Here is a 15,135-nt window from a genome sequence, read left to right as displayed (position 1 = left end):
TGTGATGGCTGAAGTGCATCGAGACCCTTATACTGGCGACCGCGTGGTCGTTCACAAGAACCGGACGGGCCGCACTCTTGCGATCGTCCTGGTCGTCATTCTGGCAATTGTCGGCATCCTGTTCGCTACCGGCTTCTGGAAGGCCGATGTCAAGGGCGGCGACATGCCGGAGGTCAGTGTCGATGGCGGCGCCCTGCCCAAGGTGGATGTCGATTCCAAGGAGGTCGTCGTCGGCACCAAGCAGGAAACCGTCGAGGTTCCCACCGTGGGCGTCAAGGATAATGGCGAGGAGTAAGCCCGGTCTGGCTTAGTTCCGCTGGAACAGGCAAATGAAAGTGGATCTCCGCCCAGGAGGTCCACTTTTTTCATGCCTGCTTTCCGTCACGAGCGCCTCATTTCACCCTGTCGATACCCGAATACAAGACTGCGATGCCGATCTGATGCCCGCGCACGCCGGCGCGGCGTTACGCGCCGGAAGTGGGACACAGCGCATTTTCCCCCTTGCCCCGGCGGCGATCCCATGCACAAAGCTTGCCAATTGCATGGCGGCGTTCCTATTTTATCGCGCTGAGCCATGTGGCGGCAAGGATGAGCGATGGACAATGTGACGATCCAGGACAGAACAGCCCCGGCATCGCGCCTTTCTCCCAAGGAGGTGGGCGAAGGGCTGTCCGTGATCTCGATCGCGAAAAGCTATGACAAGCGCGTCGTGCTGGCCGATGTGTCGCTGACGGTGGGCAAGGGCGAGGTGGTCGGCCTGCTGGGACCCAATGGCGCGGGCAAGACGACATGCTTCTATTCGGTGATGGGGCTGGTGCGCCCCGACCATGGCCGCATCATCCTGGATGGGCAGGATGTCACCGGCCTGCCCATGTATCGCCGCGCGATATTGGGTCTGGGCTATCTGCCGCAGGAAACCTCCATCTTCCGCGGCCTTACGGTGGCCCAGAATATCAGCGCGGTGCTGGAACTGGCGGAGCCGGACAAGGCGGCGCGCGAGGCGCGGCTGGCGCAACTGCTGGACGAATTCGGCCTGACGAAGCTGCGCGACTCGTCGGCCATGGCGTTGTCGGGCGGCGAGCGGCGGCGGTGCGAAATCGCGCGGGCGCTGGCGGCGGACCCGTCCATCGTGCTGCTGGACGAGCCTTTCGCGGGCATCGATCCGCTGTCCATCGCCGACATTCGCGACCTTGTGAAGCAGCTCAAGACACGCGGGATCGGCGTGCTGATCACCGACCATAATGTGCGCGAGACGCTGGACATCGTGGACCGCGCCTGCATCATCTATGGCGGCCAGGTGCTGTTTGCGGGCAGTCCGACCGAACTGGTCGCCGACCCCGACGTCCGCAGGCTCTATCTGGGCGAGAATTTCTCGCTCTGACATGACGGGCCGGTCCTTCCTTCCTGCCGGTGGTGAGGGGAGAGGCTGATGGCGCTTGGGCCGCGCCTCGACATACGGCAGAGCCAGTCGCTGGTGATGACGCCGCAGCTTCAGCAGGCGATCAAGCTGCTGGCGCTCAGCAATCTGGAACTGGACGCCTTTGTGGCGGGGGAGCTTGAGAAGAATCCGTTGCTGGAAACGGGCGCGCCGGTCGATCCCGCGCCTGACGCCAGCGGGATCGATGCGCAGGCGGAGCAGCCCGTGCTTCCGGCCGAAACCGGCGGGGTAGATCAGCTGATCGGGCAAGGCCGGGGCGAAGCGGACGCGCCGCTGGATGTCGATCATGGCGCGGACATCTTCATCGACGATGGCCCGGCGGACCGGATGGCGGCCATCGGATCGGGCGGCATGGACCCGCTGCCTGGCGGCGGCGGGGAAGCGATCGACTTCGACAGCTTCGCCAACCCCGAACAGGGCTTGCAGGAGCATCTGATGGATCAGGCGCGGGCCGCCCTGTCAGGCACGGACCTGCTGATCGCCACGCAGCTGATCGGCCAGATCAGCGAGGCCGGTTATCTGGAGGCGAACCTGCTGGAAACCGCCCATGCGCTGGGCGTGCCGCTCGCGCAGGCGGAGGCGGTGCTTGCGGTCATCCACGGCTTTGATCCTTCGGGCGTGGGCGCGCGGTCGCTGGCCGAATGCCTGGCGTTGCAGGCGAAGGAAGCGGATCGCTACGACCCGTGCATGGCGAAGCTGCTCGACAATCTGGACCTGCTGGCGAAGGGCGCGCTGCCGCAGTTGCGCAGGATCTGCGGCGTGGATGAAGAAGATATGGCGGACATGATCCGCGAATTGCGCGGCTATGATCCCAAGCCGGGCCTGCGCTATTCGGCCGATCGCGCGCCGCCGGTCACGCCCGACCTGTTCGTCAATCCCGCGCGCGGCGGCTGGTCGATCGAGATCAACAGCGCCACCCTGCCGCGCCTGCTGGTCAACCGCAGCTATTATGTGGAACTGGCGTCCGGTCCGCAGAACCGCGCATCCAAGGCCTGGCTCGCCGATTGCCTCGCCAGCGCCAACTGGCTGGTCAAGGCGCTGGACCAGAGGCAGAAGACGATCATCAAGGTCGCCAGCGAAATCGTCCGCTGTCAGGAGGATTTCTTCAACAAGGGCGTCGCGCACCTCAAGCCCCTGACGCTCAGGACCGTGGCGGATGCGATCGGCATGCATGAATCGACGGTCAGCCGCGTGACGTCGAACAAATATCTGTCCTGCCCGCGCGGGGTCTATGAACTGAAATATTTCTTCACCAGCGGCGTCGCGGCGGCAGGCGGCGAAGGCGCTGTGTCGGCCGAGGCAGTCAAGAGCCACATCAAGGCGCTGATCGCGGCCGAAGCGCCCGAGGCGATCCTGTCCGACGATACGCTGGTCGACATGCTGCGCGCCAAGGGCATGGACATAGCGCGGCGCACGGTGGCCAAATATCGCGAGTCACTGGGGATAGGCTCATCCGTCCAGAGGCGGCGGCAGAAGGCGCTGCGGGGGAAAGCGGCTTAGGATTTCTGCCGAACTGTCACGGTCCAGGCCGGGCCAGGCGCAGAGATACCTCGCGTTCGGTGGCGCCTTCGGCAGGCTAAGGGTGAACGGTAGTCTGGGGCGGCGGTGGCGGGATATTCCTCAAACCAATCCCAGCCGCGTCAGTTCGCTCAGCATGGCGCGGGGCATGGCGTCGAGGTCGTCCGCCTCCCCTTCGCCCAGGTCAGGCGGCGCATCCTGTTCTTCCAGATAGCGCCAGCCCTGATGCGCGCGCTTGGGCGTGCCGCGCACGGCGATCAGCCGGGGTTGCAACCTGATCCAGAAGCGGCCCTGCCCTGTTTCCTGAAATCCGATCAGCGGGCTGCGGCCGACCAGCCGGTGGCCGTGAATCCAGAACAGCGAGCCGCCCTCCATCTCGCTCACTCGCTTGGGCAGATAGCGGGTGGTCAGGCGCGCTTCGGTTTCATGACTTTCCAGCCATGCGCGCAGCGACGCAGGGCTTTCGCTCTGGAAGGCGATCTTGGTGAGGTGCAATGGCATCGGCGGGATAGATGGGCGGCGATGGCGGCCGGATCAATGCGTCACGTCAGGAAGATGGTCGCCAGCCCAAGGAAGGTGAGGAAGCCCAGGGAATCGGTCATCATCGTGACGAACACGGCCGATGAGACAGCCGGATCGATATTGTTGCGGTCCAGCGTGATCGGGATCAGCACGCCCGCCAGCCCTGCGACCATATTGTTGATGAGGATCGCCGCGGCGAAGACGAGGGACAGTCCCAACTGGCCGTAGATCAGGTAGGAACCGATGCCGATCAACGTTCCCAGCACCGTGCCGTTGGTGGCGGCGATGCGGAATTCACGAGCGATCATGCGCAGCGTGTTCGAACTCGTCACCTGATTGGTGGCGATGGCGCGAACCATCACCGCCAGCGTCTGCGTGCCCGCATTGCCGCCCATGCCGGACACAATGCCCATCAGCGCCGCCAGCAGCGCCAGACGCTCGATCGTGCTTTCGAACAGGCCGACGACCGACGCGGCGATCATCGCAGTGCCCAGATTGACGATCAGCCAGACGAGGCGCGTGCGCACCGTCATCAGGATCGGCTGGTTGATGTCGCCCTCGCCCGCACCCGACAGGCGCAGGATATCCTCGCCCGCTTCCTCGGAAATAATGTGGACGATGTCGTCGACCGTGATCATGCCGACCAGCCGCCCGTTGCCGTCCACCACGGCGGCGGAGATCAGCGCATATTTCTGGAAGCGCAACGCCACTTCCTCCTGGTCCATGTCGACCGGGATCAGCGTCTGTTCCCGCTTCATGAGGTCGGCCATGGCGATGGGGCGCGGGCAGGTCAGCAGCCAGCTCAACTGGCACGTTCCGATCGGCTTGTGCGCTTCATCGACGACGAAGATTTCCCAGAAATCCTTGGTCAGGTCCTGATTGTCGCGCAGATAGTCGATGACCTGCCCCACGGTCATATGTTCGGGCACCGCGACCAGATCGCGCTGCATCAGGCGCCCGGCGGATTCCTCGGGATAAGCGAGCGCGCTTTCGATCGCGGCGCGGTCTTCGGGGTCCAGCGCCTCAAGGACGGCCTGCTGGTCGGCCTCCTCCATATCCTCGATGATGGCGACAGCGTCGTCGGTATCGAGTTCAGCGGCGAATTCGGCCACCTGTTCGGGCGCGAGCGAGTCGAGCAGGTCGTCGCGGACATAGTCGTTGAGTTCGGAAAGAACCTCTGCCCCGACCAGATCGCCCAGCGCCGCCGCCACTTCGCCGCGTCGGTCGGAGGGGGTCAATTCCAGAAGGTCGGCTATGTCGGCCGGGTGCAGCGGCGACACGAGGTCCCGCGCGCGTTCCCGGTCGCCATCCTCCACCGCGTCCAGCACGGCGGAGACGAAATCGGGCTTCAGCCGGTCATCCTCATCATGGCGGGATTCGGCCTGATCGACGGAATTGCCGTCAAATTCTTCGTCCGGCCGGGGTTCGGCCGTATCGGCTCGCTCGCTCATCGCGTCCCCTACTGTCCGGTTCCTGCAACATTTCGCTGCTTTTGCCGATGAACGGGATAAATGCAATGCCTCAAGGGTTGATGAGGCGCTTCCATCCCTGACCTAACGCTTTATAGGGACGAACATCTCCACGCCCGGCAAGAGAGGACTTCCATGGCCGACGAAACGCTTACCCTCACCCTCGACAGCGGCGGCGACGTCGTGATCAAGCTGCGCCCCGATCTGGCCCCCGGCCATGTCGAACGCATCGCCCAGCTCGCCAAGGAAGGCTTTTACGACGGCGTGGTCTTCCACCGCGTCATCCCCGGCTTCATGGCGCAGGGCGGCGACCCGACCGGCACCGGCATGGGCGGATCGCAGCTGCCCGACCTGAAGGCCGAATTCAGCCGCGAACCGCATGTGCGCGGCGTCTGCTCGATGGCGCGCGCGTCCAACCCGAACAGCGCGAACAGCCAGTTCTTCATCTGCTTCGACGATGCGACCTTCCTTGACGGCCAATATACCGTCTGGGGCGAAGTGACGTCCGGCATGGAGCACGTCGACGCCCTGCCCAAGGGCGAGCCGCCGCGCACGCCGGGCAAGATCGTGAAAGCGACAGTTTCCTGATGGGGCCGGGGTCTGACTCCAAGGGTCGGCCCCCGCTTCTTCATTCGTCATGCTGAACTTTTTCAGCATTCATCCGCCTTCGGCATGATCCGAGCTTAATGGCACGATGGATGCTGAAACGAGTTCAGCATGACCAAGATTGATTACGGCTTTTCCGAAACATTCCCGGCAGCATTATCAGCCTCGCCCTCTTCAGGCGCGACATAGGGGCCGATCGATTCGATGTGCCAGCGGCGATCCGCCTCGCTTGAACCGGGCACGTCATTGGCGCGGCGCAGCGTCACCTGACGCAGCGCATACCAGGGCTTTCCATTGGCGGCGATGCGGCCATAGACCTGCACCGGCACCACGACATAGAGCGATCCCGCCGCGCCTTCCACTGCCCCCGGCGCGCCGACATTGGCGTGGATTTCGCTGAACCCGCGGAAGCGCCGGGCGAACCGTTCATCATCCTCCGCTCCGATTGCGCTTTCATCGTTCCAAAGGTCCTGCGCATCATCGAAGCGGCGTTCCTCCAGCAGGCCGTAATAGCCCTGCACGACCTGCGCCGCGCCCTGAGGTCCCTTGGGATCGACCGTCTCTTCCTCCTCAACGGGCTTGCTGTCGGCGGGAAGTCCGCCGGGCGTGCCGGGAGCAGGCGGCGCGAGCGGCTCCATCACCGATCGCGCCTCCGCGCGGAAGGCATTTTCCACCTGCGCGGCGTTCGCGCCATTGGCGAGGTTGTCGATGGCGCTTTCCTCCCGCCCGTCACAAGCGGCGAGCGAGAGGCAAGCGATAATGGCGGCGGCGCTGGTCCGTGCCCGCATCAGTTACGCCAGCCCCGCTGGCCATCGCGGCTGGTGCGCTCTCCGCTGCGCTGTGCCCCCGGCCACCAGTCGCGCACGCTGCGATCCGATCGGGATTCGTTGCGCACCACCGGAGGCCTGCTGGGCGGCGTCGCGGTGGCATTGCCTTCCCGCCGTCCGCGCCAGCCTTGGCGACTGGCGTCGCGATCGCCCTGCCATTGACGTTGCTGGCCATCACGCCAGCGCCGGCCGCCATCTTCGCGGCGGGCCTGCCGGTAATTTTCCCAATAGCGCCGCTGACCATCATTCCAGCGGTGGCGGCGGCCGCCCCGGTCATAGACATAATAGCCTGAACCCGGATAATAATAGCCGTTGTACCAGCCGCCATAGGAGCCCGGCGAATAATAGCCCGGACCCCAATAATCGTCATAATAGCCGCCGCCATAATAGCCGCTGCCGACGCTCACACCGCCATAATAGCCATCATCATAGGCGCAACCGCCCAAGGCGAGCGCGCCGGCAAGGCCTATCGCAGCCAGAAACCTGTGTCCGGTCCACGTCATCGCCTTTCTCCTTATCTCCATCTTCCTTGCACGATAACGCAGGCCGGTTGAATTGGTTGTGAATGAATGGCGGGGCGAGCAGATGGGGCTTGTCCCGGCTCCCGCGCCCGGCCATGAAGGGCGCGGGTTCGGGGCGGCATCAGGACTGCGCCGCTCCGGGCTTCCCGCCTGCCGTGCCTGTCCTAGCCGCTGTTGCGCAGCGCGGTGGCGATGGCGTTGATGGACAATTCTATCCCTTCCTTGATGCGGGCATCCTGCTCCCCGCTCCGGTGGCGCTTGAGCAATTCGATCTGGAGCAGGTTCAGCGGCTCGATATAGGGCAGGCGCAGGCGGATGGAGGCGTCCAGCTTCGGGCTCTTGTCCAGCAGGCGCGACTGGCCGGTCGCCGCCAGCAGGCCGTCATGGGTTAGGCTCCATCCCTCGCGAATGCGGTCGAAGATCGCCCGCCCCCTCTCCTGATCCTTGACCAGCGGCAGGTAATGGGCCGCGATGCCAAGGTCCGATTTCGCCAGCACCATCTCCAGATTGGCGAGCGCCGACCGCAGGAAGGACCAGCTTTGCGCCATGTCGGCCAGCAGCGCCTTGTCCTCGAACGCCGCCAGCGCATGGCCCACGCCATACCAGCCGGGCAGCATCACCCGCGCCTGCGACCAGCTGAACACCCAGGGGATGGCGCGCAGATCCTCGATCCGCGTGCTCTTGGTCCGGCTGGCCGGGCGCGATCCGATCTTGAGGCCTGATATTTCCTGAATCGGCGTCAGTTCGCGAAAAAATTCGCGGAAGCCCTCAGTCCCGTAAACCAGGTCGCGATAGGCGGCGAAAGCGGTCTGCGACAATTTGTCCATGCCCTCCGCAAAGCGCGCGGCATCCAGGTCGGAAATGCCTTCTGGCTCCAGAGTGGCGAGCAGGGTGGCGCTGGTCATCGCCTCCAGGTTGGTCATGGCGACATCCCGCGTGCCGAACTTGGCGGCGATCACTTCCCCCTGTTCGGTGATGCGGATGCGCCCCTGCACCGTGCCCTTGGGCTGCGCCTGGATCGCCGCGAAGGAGGAGCCGCCGCCGCGCCCCACCGCTCCGCCGCGCCCGTGGAACAGCTGCATCGCCGCTCCCGTCTTCGCGAATACGGGGGCGAGCGCCTTGCTCGCCTGATACAGGCCCCAGGTCGAAGTGATGTAGCCGCCGTCCTTGTTGCTGTCGGAATAGCCGATCATCACTTCCTGATGGCCGCGCTGCTTCACCACGCCCGCAATTTCCGGCAGCGCGAAATAGGCGGACATGATCGCGGGCGCGGCTTCAAGGTCGGCGATCGTTTCGAACAGCGGCACGGCCATGATCGCGGCGCGCGGAGGGCCGCCGTCGCGAGCCGCGCGCCACAGACCGGCTTCCTTGAGCAGAATGTTCACCTCCAGCAGGTCGGACACGCTTTCCGCCTTGGAGATGATATAGTGGGTGATACATTGCGGGCCGTAGATGCGGTGCGATTCCGCCGCTGCCTGGACGATCGCGAGTTCGGACGCGGTTTCTTCCGAATATTCCTCGAAACGGGAACCCAGGGGGCGGTTGCTCGCCAGTTCCCGGCGCAGCAGGGCGATGCGGGCAGGTTCGTCCAGCGCGGCATAGTCTGCCTCCACCCCCGCAACCTTCAACAGTTCGGCAACGACGCGCTGATGCACGTCGCTATTCTGCCGCATGTCGAGCGTGGCGAGATGAAAGCCGAAGGTTTCGACGGCGCGGATCAGCCGCCCGAGCGCGCCGCCGCTCGCCAGCGCGCCATTGCCCTCGCTCGCCAGCCCCTGCGCGACGGTGACCAGATCGCGCCGCAGGTCGGCGGGGCTTGAATAGGCCTCCCCCCTCAGTGACGAAGGACGGGGCGGCTCCTTGCCGGTCAGGGCGCGGTAGGTGGCGGCAAGCCGGGCGTAGATGCCGGAAATCGCGCGGCGATAGGGCTCGTCCCTGCGGCTGGCGGAAAGGTCCCCGCTCCGGTCGGCAAGGTCCATCACGCTTTGCGGCACATGGGCAAGCTCGGTGGACAGCGACAGTTCCGCCCCCAGCGCATGCAGGTCGTCCATATAATGGGCCAGCGCCGCCTCGCATCCGCGCGCCAGCGCCGATCGCAGCTGCGGCGCCTGGACGAAGGGATTGCCGTCGCGGTCGCCGCCGATCCAGTTGCCCACGCGCAGGAAGCTGGGCGGGCGCGTGCCCAGCACCCGTTCCCATCGCGCGTAGAGCGCGGGCAGGACCGGCAGGAACACGTCGCGGAAATAGGTCAGGACATTGTCGATCTCATCCTGAACGAACAGCTTTTCGCGGCGCAGAGGCCGCGTCTGCCACAGCAGGGCGATCTGGCGGAAGATCGCCTCGTCCAGATTTTCGCCATCGGGCGTTTCGGTCTTCCCCGCATCCTTGAGCAGCATCAGTTCTGCGATGCGGTTGCGGTGATCGATCATGCTCTTGCGCCGCACCTCGGTCGGGTGGGCGGTGAGCACCGGGACGATCAGGGCGTGGGAGAGCAGGTCGGCCACGGCTTCGCGGCCTATGCCGTGCGATTGCAACTGCTCCAGCGCGGAGGCGACGTCGGCGCCCGGCTCGGCGGCCACGCCTTGACGGTCCTCCGCCAGATTGGCGAGCATCGAAAACAGCATGAAGCCGCGCACGAAGGATAGCGTGTCGTCCAGGCTGAGCGCTTCCAGCCCCGTGTCCACCACGTCAGCGCCATGCAGCCCGCGCGCGCGATCGACGGAGGCGGAGCGGATATATTCGGTCTGGCGATAAAGGCTTTCCCCGCCATAGGCACGGATGACATCGCCCAGCAGCCGGGCAAGATAGCGGATATCCGGGTTCTGCGCGATCGCGGGCGCGCCGTTGGAAGCAGTGGCCATGGGGCGATGCTGCTCTGCAACAAAGCCGGGGTCAAGCGTCTTCAAATGGACAGCGCCCTTGCGCGAATCCCACCGGCTGGGCCAAAGGAACGGCGTGACCGCCAGCATCAGCATAGGGACCGACGGAAGCGGCAACGCCGTTCTGGTCGATGTCGAGGAATTGCTCGCCACCCGTCTGCTCGTCCAGGGCAATTCGGGGTCGGGCAAATCCCACCTTCTGCGCCGCCTGCTGGAGGAGAGCGCCGCGCTGGTCCAGCAGGTGGTGATCGACCCGGAAGGCGATTTCGTCACGCTGGCGGACGAATATGGCCATGTGGTGATCGATGCGGGCGACTATAACGAGCGGGAGATCGTCAAGATGGCGATGCGCATCCGCGAACATCGCGCATCAGTCGTGCTCAGCCTGGAGTCGCTGGAGCTGGAGGCGCAGATGAAATGCGCCGCCACCTTCCTTTCGACCCTGTTCGACGCGCCGCGCGATCATTGGTATCCCGCGCTGGTCGTGGTCGACGAAGCGCAGATGTTCGCGCCGGTCGCTGCGGGCGACGTGTCGGACGAAGCGCGGCGGCTGAGCCTGGCGGCGATGACCAACCTTATGTGCCGGGGGCGCAAGCGCGGCCTTGCGGGCGTGATCGCGACGCAGCGGCTGGCGAAGCTGGCCAAGAATGTCGCGGCGGAGGCTTCCAACTTCCTGATGGGGCGCACCTTCCTGGACATCGACATGGCGCGCGCGGCGGACCTGCTGGGGATGGAGCGGCGGCAGGCGGAGCAGATTCGCGATCTGGAGCGCGGCCGGTTCCTAGCGCTGGGCCCCGCCATCTGCCGCCGTCCGGTCGCGGTGAAGATCGGCGCGGTGAAGACCAGCACGCGCGGGGGAACCCACAAGCTGATGCCGCCACCCGTCGCGGCGACGGAGGACTTGCAGGAACTGCTGTTCGCCGCGGCGGGCGAGGAAGAGGCGCTTGCGCCCCCCGCTCCGCCCCGCGCGGAACCGCCGCCGCTGCCCGCCGAGGAATTGATGCGCGCGCTGGCCGCTGCTCCATCGGCCAAGCCAGCCGCGCCCGAACTGGACTTCGGGCAGAATGAGCCGGTCGTCATCGCCGTGCTGGAGGAGATCGTCGCCGATCTGGGGGAAGCGCAGCCGAGCCTGTCCACCCTGTTCCAGGATTTCGGCGTCCGCTGCCGCATGAAGGGCCTGCGGACCCCGCCGCTCGACCTGCCCGCCTTCCGCAAGCGCTTCGCCATGGCGCAGGCAGGCATGTTCGATGCCGCAGACCGCCGCTGGGAGGACGCGATGCGCGCGGCGGAACCGCTGCCCGAAGACATGCTCGCCCCCTTCCTGCTGATTGCCCGTGCGGCGATGGAGGGCCTGCCCTGCCCCGGCGATGCGTCGCTGGCGCGGGCCTATGGCACCAGTTCCCCCGGCCGGGTGCGGCGGCTGATCGATTATATGGAGAAACTTGGCGTGATCGTGGCGCGAACGGATTTCGGCGGCCGGCGCTCCATCGGCGTTCCCCAGCTTGGCCTCAGCACGGCGGCGGCCGAAGGATGAGCGCGTCGGTCCTGTTCGTGTGCCTGGGCAATATCTGCCGGTCGCCCATGGCCGAAGCCGCCCTGCGCGCAGAAGCGGAGCGCGCCCGGATCAGCATCGAAGTGGATTCGGCGGGCACGGGCGACTGGCATGTCGGCCGCCCGCCCGATCCGCGCGCGCAGGCCGTGGCGCTGCGCAACGGCTTCGACATGTCCGGCTATAGCGGCAGGCAGGTCACCGTGCAGGATTTCCACCGCTTCGACTTCATCTTTGCGCTGGACAGCGAAAACCTCGCCAACCTGCGGCGGTTGCAACCGGCCGCGGGCAAAGCCGAGCTGCGCCTTCTGATGGACCTCGTCCCCGGCCGCGAAGGGACCGATGTCACCGATCCCTATCTCGGCGACGCGGCCGGGTTCGACGTCACCTGGGACGATGTGACGCGGGCAGCGAGAGCGATCGTCCAGCGGCTGACGGCCTGAACCCGTCAGGGAGCGAACACCGATCCCGCCCGCTTTGCCTGCGCGCGGAAGCGGTGCAGCAGCGGCTCGGTATAGCCGTTGGGCTGCGCCACCCCTTCGAAGATCAATGCCCGCGCCGCCTGGAAGGCCAGGCTCCTGTCCTCATTCCCGCTCATCGGCTGATAGAGCGGATCGGCGGCATTTTGCGCATCCACCTTCGCCGCCATACGCCGCAGGGCCGCATCGACCTCCTCCGGCGAACAGACACCGTGCAACAGCCAGTTGGCGATATGCTGCGATGAGATGCGCAGCGTCGCCCGGTCCTCCATCAATCCGATGTCGTGAATGTCGGGCACCTTGGAACAGCCCACGCCCTGATCGATCCAGCGCACGACATAGCCCAATATGCCTTGCGCATTATTGTCCAGTTCCTCGCGGATTTCGTCAGCGGACCAGTTGCGCCCGTCCGCCAGCGGCACGGTGAGCAGCGCGTCCAGGCTGGCGACAGGTTCGGACCGGCGCTCCTGCTGCCGGGCGAAGACATCAACCTTGTGATAATGGGTCGCGTGCAGCGTGGCGGCGGTCGGCGACGGCACCCAGGCGGTGTTCGCGCCGGTCAGGGGATGGCCGATCTTCTGTTCCATCATGTCGGCCATGCGATCGGGCGCGGCCCACATGCCCTTGCCGATCTGCGCCCGGCCGGACAGGCCGCAGGCAAGGCCGATCTGGACGTTGCGGTCCTCATAGGCCTTGATCCAGGCTGCGGCCTTCATGTCGCCCTTGCGGATCATCGGCCCGGCCTGCATCGACGTGTGGATTTCATCGCCCGTGCGATCGAGGAAGCCGGTGTTGATGAAGACGATCCGGTCCCGCACCGCATGGATGCAGGCGGCAAGATTGGCGGATGTCCGCCGTTCCTCGTCCATCACCCCGACCTTCAGCACATGGCGCTCCAGCCCCAGCAGGTCCTCAACCGCGTCGAACAGATCATTGGTGAACGCCGCCTCTTCCGGCCCGTGCATCTTCGGCTTGACGATATAGATGCTGCCCGCGCGGCTGTTGATGAAACGGCCGTTGCGCTTGAGGTCGTGCAGCCCGATCAGGCTGGTGACGATGCCGTCCAATATGCCTTCGGGCGCTTGCCCGCCGCTTGGCAAAAGGATGGCGGGGGTCGTCATCAAATGGCCGACATTGCGCACGAACAGCAGCGACCGGCCCGGCAGGGTGAAGCTGCCGCCATCGGGCGCGACATAGCTGCGATCGCTATTCAGGCGGCGGGTCATCATCTCGCCATTCTTTTCGAAACTGTCCTCCAGATCGCCCTTCATCAGCCCCAGCCAGTTGGCATAGGCCGCAACCTTGTCAGCGGCGTCAACCGCCGCGACGGAATCCTCCAGATCGCAGATGGTGGACAGAGCAGATTCCAGAATGACATCGGCCAGATGCGCCGGATCGTCGCGTCCCACGGGATGATCGGGGTCGATCACCAGTTCGATATGCAGGCCGTTGTGGCGCAGCAGGATATTGCCGCCTGACCAGCCCGCAAGCTGCGCGGGATCGCGCAGGGCGGGAACGCCGCCGGTCCATTGAGTCCAGCTGCCGCTCGAAAGGGGAACGGCGTTGTCCAGAAACGCCTTTGCCCAGGAAATGACCTGCGCGCCCCGCGCCGGATCATATCCCTTGCCCGCCGCCGCGCCCGCAATCACATCCGTGCCGTAGAGCGCGTCATACAGGCTGCCCCAGCGCGCATTGGCGGCGTTCAGCAGGAAGCGGGCGTTGAGGATGGGAACGACCAGTTGTGGCCCGGCCAGCCGCGCCAGTTCATCATCGACCTTTGTCGAACCGATGGTGAAGGGCGCGGGCTCCGGCACCAGATAGCCGACTTCGGTCAGGAAAGCGCGATAGCCGTCCGCGTTCATCGGTTGACCGGCGCGTTCGCGATGCCAGCCGTCGATCCGCGCCTGAATATCGTCGCGCTTCCTTAGCAATTCCGCGTTGCGTGGCGCGAAGCGGGCGAAAATCTCCGCGACGCCGGTCCAGAAGCAGCCGCTCTCCAGCCCCGTTCCGGGCAGCGCCTGCTCATCGATGAAGCGCGCCAGCTCCGGCGCGACGTGCAAGCCAGCCTTTTCGATCCGCTCGTGCATTCCATTCTCCATCGTCACGCTGCGCCACGCTATAGACCCGCCGCAATCATCGCACTAGAGGACAAAAGTGAGAGAGATATTTTCCTGTAAGGAAAAGATGGATGATGGACCCGGACTATGAACTGTTCGCCAGAGCGGTGGAGGCGGGAAGCCTTTCGGCGGCAGGGCGGATGCTGATGATCTCCCCCGCCATGATGTCGAAGCGGATCGCGCGGCTGGAGGCACGGCTGGGCGTCCGGCTGGTCCACCGCACCACCCGCAGGCTTGCGCTGACGGAGGAAGGCGCGATCCTGCACCGCGACATCGTGGCGATCCTGGACGCCATAGCGCAGGCCGAGGATCGGGTGACCAACCGCCTGCGCTCCGCAATCGGGCCGCTGCGCGTGTCCGCCCCGACATCCTTCGGCCGCCTGCATGTCGCGCCGCATGTCGGCGACTTTCTGGCGGCTTATCCCGCCATCGAGCTGGAGCTTAACCTCACCGACGCTTATGTGGACCTGCTGGCGGAGCAGATCGACGTTGCGATCCGCATCACCAGCGACATTCCCGCCAGCTTGGACGCGCAACTGCTCGCGGCCAACCGGCGGATATTATGCGCCAGTCCTGCCTATGTGGCGGAGCATGGCGCGCCGGACCGGATCGAGGATCTGGCCCGTCACCGCCTGCTCGCCGCGGACGGGCAATTGCCCTGGCGGCTGGTCAATGGGCGGGGGCGCAAGCTGGTCGACGGGCGAAGCCATGTCCGCACCAACAGCAGCGAGATCGTGCGCGAACTGGCGCTCTCCGGCGTCGGGATCGCCCTGCGTTCCTTGTGGGACATCGGGCCGCAACTGGCGGAAGGGCAGCTTGTGCGGCTGCTGCATGGCTGGGAGGGGCCGGGCGACCTTGGCGTTCACGCCGTCTATCCACGCGCTGCCTTTCGCCCGCCCGTCGTCGATGCGTTCGTCGGTTTCTTGCGTGACCGCTTCGAAAGCGCGCCCTGGAATGCCGCCGGATCGCGGGAACGGCCTTAGCTCAACAGCTTCGGGCGAGCGCGAGCCGGGCCTCCGGCGTGATCGTGTAAACCGCCTCCCGCTGCGCGCCGCGATTGGGATGATCCACCCGGTAGCCCCGATAATGCCGCCGCAGCAATCCCGCACGTACCAGATCGGAAACCGCGCGGCTGATGTTCGTACGGCCGGAACGCAGGATGCGGGATTGCACCTCTTCCTCCACCCGGCGCTCCGCCTCCGCCGTGTCG

At 65.6% G+C, this 15,135-nt stretch carries 13 protein-coding genes and 1 pseudogene; 7 read left to right on the top strand and 7 right to left on the bottom strand.

The window, feature by feature from the left end; genetic code table 11:
• Positions 1-4: 4 nt before the first annotated feature.
• The 3 genes from L288_RS26110 to rpoN all read left to right on the top strand — a co-directional run bounded on the left by L288_RS26110 (position 5) and on the right by rpoN (position 2,938).
• A complete protein-coding gene (locus L288_RS26110) occupies positions 5-295 on the top strand; it encodes a hypothetical protein (protein WP_021237091.1) in 291 nt (96 codons plus the stop codon).
• Between the two features lie 300 nt (positions 296-595).
• Positions 596-1,381 carry an LPS export ABC transporter ATP-binding protein gene (gene lptB, locus L288_RS26105; protein WP_021237090.1) on the top strand — a complete coding sequence of 262 codons (786 nt, stop codon included), beginning with the start codon at positions 596-598 and terminating at the stop codon, positions 1,379-1,381.
• A gap of 48 nt (positions 1,382-1,429) precedes the next feature.
• Positions 1,430-2,938 carry an RNA polymerase factor sigma-54 gene (rpoN, locus tag L288_RS26100; RefSeq protein ID WP_021237089.1) on the top strand — a complete coding sequence of 503 codons (1,509 nt, stop codon included), beginning with the start codon at positions 1,430-1,432 and terminating at the stop codon, positions 2,936-2,938.
• A 120-nt stretch (positions 2,939-3,058) separates the two neighbouring features.
• Here rpoN and L288_RS26095 read toward each other — a convergent pair whose 3' ends face one another.
• Together L288_RS26095 and mgtE are read right to left on the bottom strand one after the other, a co-directional pair.
• Entirely contained in the window at positions 3,059-3,457 is a 399-nt protein-coding gene (locus L288_RS26095) for a DUF1489 family protein (protein WP_021237088.1), read from the bottom strand.
• Between the two features lie 41 nt (positions 3,458-3,498).
• Positions 3,499-4,929 carry a magnesium transporter gene (gene mgtE / locus L288_RS26090; protein ID WP_021237087.1) on the bottom strand — a complete coding sequence of 477 codons (1,431 nt, stop codon included), beginning with the start codon at positions 4,927-4,929 and terminating at the stop codon, positions 3,499-3,501.
• 153 nt (positions 4,930-5,082) lie between these two features.
• Between mgtE and L288_RS26085 the strand changes: the two genes are divergently transcribed.
• A complete protein-coding gene (locus L288_RS26085; protein WP_021237086.1) occupies positions 5,083-5,535 on the top strand; it encodes a peptidylprolyl isomerase in 453 nt (150 codons plus the stop codon).
• A 143-nt stretch (positions 5,536-5,678) separates the two neighbouring features.
• Here the strand turns inward: L288_RS26085 and L288_RS26080 are convergent, their stop codons facing one another.
• The 3 genes from L288_RS26080 to ppc all read right to left on the bottom strand — a co-directional run bounded on the left by L288_RS26080 (position 5,679) and on the right by ppc (position 9,762).
• Positions 5,679-6,341, bottom strand: coding sequence for a hypothetical protein (locus tag L288_RS26080; RefSeq protein WP_021237085.1), 663 nt, complete (start codon positions 6,339-6,341; stop codon positions 5,679-5,681).
• The gene (locus L288_RS26075; RefSeq protein ID WP_021237084.1) at positions 6,341-6,883 is read right to left on the bottom strand and encodes a hypothetical protein; all 543 of its coding nucleotides are present in this window, start codon (positions 6,881-6,883) and stop codon (positions 6,341-6,343) included. Before L288_RS26075 ends, L288_RS26080 begins: the two co-directional genes overlap by 1 nt.
• Positions 6,884-7,065: 182 nt before the next feature.
• Entirely contained in the window at positions 7,066-9,762 is a 2,697-nt protein-coding gene (gene ppc / locus L288_RS26070; protein ID WP_021237083.1) for a phosphoenolpyruvate carboxylase, read from the bottom strand.
• Between the two features lie 94 nt (positions 9,763-9,856).
• On the opposite strand from ppc, the gene L288_RS26065 reads away from it, so the two are divergent.
• Entirely contained in the window at positions 9,857-11,314 is a 1,458-nt protein-coding gene (locus tag L288_RS26065) for an ATP-binding protein (protein ID WP_031303925.1), read from the top strand.
• Positions 11,311-11,772 (top strand): low molecular weight protein-tyrosine-phosphatase, encoded by a 462-nt coding sequence (locus L288_RS26060; RefSeq protein WP_021237081.1) that lies wholly within the window; start codon positions 11,311-11,313, stop codon positions 11,770-11,772. The genes L288_RS26065 and L288_RS26060 overlap by 4 nt, the downstream gene beginning before the upstream one ends.
• Before the next feature lie 5 nt (positions 11,773-11,777).
• On the opposite strand, the gene L288_RS26055 is transcribed toward L288_RS26060, so the two are convergent.
• On the bottom strand, positions 11,778-13,895 hold the full coding sequence (locus L288_RS26055) for a malate synthase G (RefSeq protein ID WP_021237080.1): 2,118 nt from the start codon (positions 13,893-13,895) through the stop codon (positions 11,778-11,780).
• A gap of 101 nt (positions 13,896-13,996) precedes the next feature.
• Here L288_RS26055 and L288_RS26050 point away from each other — a divergent pair, with 101 nt between their 5' ends.
• Positions 13,997-14,908 carry a LysR family transcriptional regulator gene (locus L288_RS26050; RefSeq protein WP_021237079.1) on the top strand — a complete coding sequence of 304 codons (912 nt, stop codon included), beginning with the start codon at positions 13,997-13,999 and terminating at the stop codon, positions 14,906-14,908.
• A 1-nt stretch (position 14,909) separates the two neighbouring features.
• Here the strand turns inward: L288_RS26050 and L288_RS26045 are convergent.
• Positions 14,910-15,135, bottom strand: a pseudogene (locus tag L288_RS26045) (hypothetical protein); the annotation flags it as partial.

Source organism: Sphingobium quisquiliarum P25 (assembly GCF_000445065.1).
Taxonomy (GTDB): Bacteria; Pseudomonadota; Alphaproteobacteria; order Sphingomonadales; family Sphingomonadaceae; genus Sphingobium; species Sphingobium quisquiliarum.
The sequence above is the reverse complement of the archived record's forward strand: the minus strand, read 5'-3'. Positions and strand labels throughout refer to the sequence as shown.

Coding starts and splice junctions, on each gene's coding strand:
- L288_RS26085 (WP_021237086.1), top strand. CDS start 5,083: ATGGCCGACGAAACGCTTACCCTCACCCTCGACAGCGGCGGCGACGTC.
- rpoN (WP_021237089.1), top strand. CDS start 1,430: ATGGCGCTTGGGCCGCGCCTCGACATACGGCAGAGCCAGTCGCTGGTG.
- L288_RS26095 (WP_021237088.1), bottom strand. CDS start 3,457: ATGCCATTGCACCTCACCAAGATCGCCTTCCAGAGCGAAAGCCCTGCG.
- L288_RS26060 (WP_021237081.1), top strand. CDS start 11,311: ATGAGCGCGTCGGTCCTGTTCGTGTGCCTGGGCAATATCTGCCGGTCG.
- L288_RS26080 (WP_021237085.1), bottom strand. CDS start 6,341: ATGCGGGCACGGACCAGCGCCGCCGCCATTATCGCTTGCCTCTCGCTC.
- L288_RS26055 (WP_021237080.1), bottom strand. CDS start 13,895: ATGCACGAGCGGATCGAAAAGGCTGGCTTGCACGTCGCGCCGGAGCTG.
- L288_RS26050 (WP_021237079.1), top strand. CDS start 13,997: ATGATGGACCCGGACTATGAACTGTTCGCCAGAGCGGTGGAGGCGGGA.
- mgtE (WP_021237087.1), bottom strand. CDS start 4,929: ATGAGCGAGCGAGCCGATACGGCCGAACCCCGGCCGGACGAAGAATTT.
- L288_RS26075 (WP_021237084.1), bottom strand. CDS start 6,883: ATGACGTGGACCGGACACAGGTTTCTGGCTGCGATAGGCCTTGCCGGC.
- L288_RS26110 (WP_021237091.1), top strand. CDS start 5: ATGGCTGAAGTGCATCGAGACCCTTATACTGGCGACCGCGTGGTCGTT.
- lptB (WP_021237090.1), top strand. CDS start 596: ATGGACAATGTGACGATCCAGGACAGAACAGCCCCGGCATCGCGCCTT.
- ppc (WP_021237083.1), bottom strand. CDS start 9,762: ATGGCCACTGCTTCCAACGGCGCGCCCGCGATCGCGCAGAACCCGGAT.